Source organism: Trinickia diaoshuihuensis (assembly GCF_003390925.1).
GTDB classification, from domain to species: Bacteria; Pseudomonadota; Gammaproteobacteria; order Burkholderiales; family Burkholderiaceae; genus Trinickia; species Trinickia diaoshuihuensis.
On sequence record NZ_QUBS01000019.1, the window covers coordinates 1 to 3,620 of the forward strand.

General features: G+C 57.5%; 5 protein-coding genes. All 5 read right to left on the reverse strand.

Annotation, left to right across the window (positions count from 1 at the left end; all coding sequences use genetic code 11):
- Positions 1-435 (reverse strand): helix-turn-helix domain-containing protein (locus DXT59_RS04485; RefSeq protein ID WP_162877948.1); only part of this gene is annotated, 435 nt, incomplete at its 3' end.
- Between the two features lie 727 nt (positions 436-1,162).
- Complete coding sequence (locus tag DXT59_RS30440; RefSeq protein WP_162877946.1) at positions 1,163-1,780, reverse strand: hypothetical protein; 618 nt, start codon at positions 1,778-1,780, stop codon at positions 1,163-1,165.
- Between the two features lie 107 nt (positions 1,781-1,887).
- Positions 1,888-2,253: a hypothetical protein gene (locus tag DXT59_RS04500; protein WP_162877947.1), complete on the reverse strand. Its 366-nt coding sequence runs from the start codon at positions 2,251-2,253 to the stop codon at positions 1,888-1,890.
- Between the two features lie 40 nt (positions 2,254-2,293).
- Positions 2,294-2,740, reverse strand: coding sequence for a hypothetical protein (locus DXT59_RS04505; RefSeq protein ID WP_116135733.1), 447 nt, complete (start codon positions 2,738-2,740; stop codon positions 2,294-2,296).
- Between the two features lie 20 nt (positions 2,741-2,760).
- On the reverse strand, positions 2,761-2,940 hold the full coding sequence (locus DXT59_RS04510; RefSeq protein WP_240324399.1) for a hypothetical protein: 180 nt from the start codon (positions 2,938-2,940) through the stop codon (positions 2,761-2,763).
- Positions 2,941-3,620: the final 680 nt, after the last annotated feature.

Genomic DNA, 3,620 nt, shown 5'->3' on the forward strand with positions numbered 1-3,620 from the left:
CTCGCCCAAACATGCACGCCGTGCCCGCGGTTGATAAACCTTCGGTGGTCGCTGCCGGCGCGGTACCCAGAAGCCGGCCTCCGTCATAAGCCGTCTGACCGTTTCCTTGGCCAGATGGATGCCGTGGCACTCGTAGAGCTTCTCGCACGCCAAGGTCGGCCCAAAATCGGCGTAACGATCTCGGATGATCGCCAGCGCTCGATTGGCGATCGTAGCGTCCAGCCGGTTATTACTCGGCTTCGCGTGCCGGCGTGACACCAGTCCACCAGGGCCGTCTTCGCGCAGCCGAGCCGCCAACCGCCGGATCTGCCGCGTCGTCAGCCCGAGCCGCTCAGCCGCGCGCCACGGCTTGAGCATGCCGTCGACCACCGCTTCAATCACCTTGTACCGGTCCAGCTCGCGCATCGTCATCGTGATCCGTTCTGTCGCAGCCATCAGGGCCTCCAGCACCGGGAACTCGGCGGCCGGATAGCTTACGCTGCTCGGAAGCGGACATTTCTAAGTAGCCAGAAGCGGACATTACTAAAAAGCCCTAACACCCAAAAGTTCGATAATTGAGATTATGTCAAATTAACTATCCTCGCTGCGCCGTGCGATTCGAGCAGCGTTGGTTTGCAGAAATCTCTTCCCGCTTTTTGCATAAATTTGTTCCTAGGCCACCAAGCGTTGCGTTACACGCTGCATCCATTCCGCCGCTAGTTCCGCTGATGCAAACACCTCCCTGGCATGTTCAAGCACGAACAGCACGCGTGCGATCCGATCCGATTCACTGGCTGTTAGGCCTTCAGCACGTTTGATCCTTCGCAAGATCGTGCTGCACGGCAAGCTGATATGGACGAGTAACGTCGGGACACTCAAATGCAAAAGATTCGTCGCGACGCGCTCGACGATGGTCGCATTTTCAGCGCGCAGACACCGGCCTGCGCTGCGTGAAAGTTTGCGCGCTCTCGCAACTCAGTGGAGCCCTTAGACCCCACAGGAAATATTTTAGACTCATTCATCAGCCTGACTGCCTCTATGGCATGATCACGCTCCCCGACGGGACAAAAGCACATAGTTTTCCGTCCAGTCTTCCTCGCCGGGCCGGTGATCGAACGAGCAGCCTGCATATCCTTCTACTTCCCACCGCCTATCGAACCCGCCGAGACGCGTCGCTAAGCAATCACTTGTAAGGCGCTGTGATTGTCCCAGGCCGTCCCCGATACTCCCTCGGCTCCAGATTGTCATTGATCTCGGCCACCAAGCTGAGCGCCAATTGGTCCCTTAATGTGGTCCATGCGGCAGCGGTGTACTGAGCCAACGCGGCCCTGATCGCGGTAGTCGCTGCTCCTGCCGTCGCGATGCCCAAGACGTTGGCAAGGTCGGCGGCTGCCACGTCTGTGATCTCCCAATCGTTCACGCTGCGATGGAGCGATACGCTACGGCCATTGGGGAGACGCGCAATCAGATTGTCTTGCGCGATCGCCACTTGCAGATTGACCGGCCGCGCGGTGAAGTGCAGATTAGTGAACTCCACGCGCACACTGGGATGGCGTTCCGTGCCCACAAATATCTGACTGATACCGAATGTTACGTGCACTGCCAGATTCTGATTCGCCCCTGCAACCGGATGGCGTCGAAGGCGGGACACGCATAGCGGTCCAACCACACCATCCGCACCGCGTGACGGAAAGGTCCATGTGTTGCCCGGCGCGACGCGCACGTTGATGCCATCATTGAGCGCTCGCGCGATCTCGGCGCCACGCAATTCCCTATTGACGCGTCCGAGCCTGACGCTCATTGCTGTCCCCTTTCATTTGGTCTTGTACCTAATTCGCCACGGTTTCGTGTTCCGACGGCCGTATGTAACCAACGTTGTAGCGCCATCTCTTTTTCCCTGTTTTCCGATCAGAATTTCGTCACGGGCATCGAGTTGCCAGTGATCTGCTCGACGTCCGCAACCTCAAGAAACTCTTCCCCTCCAAGCTGGGCTTCATCGATGCTGATCCCGCCGGCCTGTTGAGCCTCATGTTGTGCGATCTGATAAGCGCGCGCGCCTGCCTGGAAGACGGTCAGCGGCTGCCCTTGACTCGCATCGGGCATGAGCCATGTACTCCCGGCACTTGTGTAGTCAAGGTCCACGTGGGCAACCTTCGTACGGCTCGCGTCAGGCTGCGGCTTGAGGACCGTACGGACACGCGCACCGTTTGCGAGCCGAAAGTCAAGGATTTGCATCGGCTGTTGTCCCGTGCTCGAATAAGCGGTCTTTGCCATATGAACGTCGCTCCTTTTGCTGTTTTCCGTGCTGTCGGTGTTAGTTTGTGACCGCTACAATCGCGCCACACGCTGCCCGCACGTTATCGACCTGCTTATCGACTTCGTTGCGAATCCTAGGATCGTCAAGTTGTGCGGCATCGGAAACGATCTGCGTTACTTGGGCCTGACAAACCATCAGCATCGAATCTCCGATCTGCTTCAATCCCTTTCTAACCGTAACGGACCTGTTGTCAACGATCCCTAGTACATCGTCCAAAGCTTGCAGCGCATACACAACGGTGAGCTCCGAGCTGTTGATTGAGGCAAGCTCGGCCGAATCATTGTTGTGGCCCGCAAAATGGATCTGGTCAAGAAAGCGATTCCGTGCATCGATTGCGTCGTTGATCCAAGCTCGTTTCTGTAGCAACACGTCGTGCGGAGTCGCGGCGAGGGCAGAATTGATCGCGGCGAGCATCAATGCAGCGAAGATGAAGGCGTGGCGCATCTGCTTGTTGTCCTGTTTTCCTACGCGTTGCGCGCATCTTCCACGTCGCTCCCCGTCTCCCCGATCAACAGAAAGCCCACAGGAGCCTTCGCGAAGCCTGGTGCGCGATAGAAGAAGGCCGTTTCCAATCCCATCTCGGCCAGTTCCTGGCGGAGCCGCTCCACCTTTTCTCTAACAAGGGCCGCTCGTGCGTCATCCATGATGTTTGCCTTTGCCGGTTATGCAGAGCGTTCGACGTCCTCGACAATTATCGTCGGCTCTGACCCATCGACAGGAATCTTGGATGCACGCACACGCCATGTCGCATCTCTGTTGCCCTCTATCAGCGTGTCCACCTCGGGAATCTCATCGAACTCGCGAGAACCAAAATTGGTTTCGGATCCGTTCTTGTGTTTATGGATAACCTTTACTTTCATCGCATGCTCTATCGCGGCTACCGGCCGGCGTACGGGGCACTTACGCGCCAGGTGCCTTTCCGTTTTCCGATTACAGATGGCCGTCTTCGGTGAGCCTGTCGAACAAAGCGGCGGCCGCCTTCACTGCAATGTCAACGCACCCGACGAAGTTCGGTGTTTCGCACGCGACACCGCACCGCCGAGGACATCGCCGAGCAGCTTAGGTGACGTTTCTGCAATGAATTGGTCTCTTTCGCTCACGTCTATAACTCCAGTCGGCTACCGGCCGTGCGGAGCGCTCGCGCGCCAGTTGTCTTCCTTCTCATATGTCGCCCTTCTTCACGCGCTCCCATTCGTGTTTGAGGATGGTTTGAAGATGAGCGACAACGCTGTCCCGCGCGAGCTAAAGTCGAATGTGGTGTACGGGGGAGTTGAGGCGGGAAGTTGAAGGCGGTGGAGGTTTCAGCTGAGAATCTGATTGTCGA

Coding starts and splice junctions, on each gene's coding strand:
- DXT59_RS04505 (WP_116135733.1), bottom strand. CDS start 2,740: ATGCGCCACGCCTTCATCTTCGCTGCATTGATGCTCGCCGCGATCAAT.
- DXT59_RS04510 (WP_240324399.1), bottom strand. CDS start 2,940: ATGGATGACGCACGAGCGGCCCTTGTTAGAGAAAAGGTGGAGCGGCTC.
- DXT59_RS04500 (WP_162877947.1), bottom strand. CDS start 2,253: ATGGCAAAGACCGCTTATTCGAGCACGGGACAACAGCCGATGCAAATC.
- DXT59_RS30440 (WP_162877946.1), bottom strand. CDS start 1,780: ATGAGCGTCAGGCTCGGACGCGTCAATAGGGAATTGCGTGGCGCCGAG.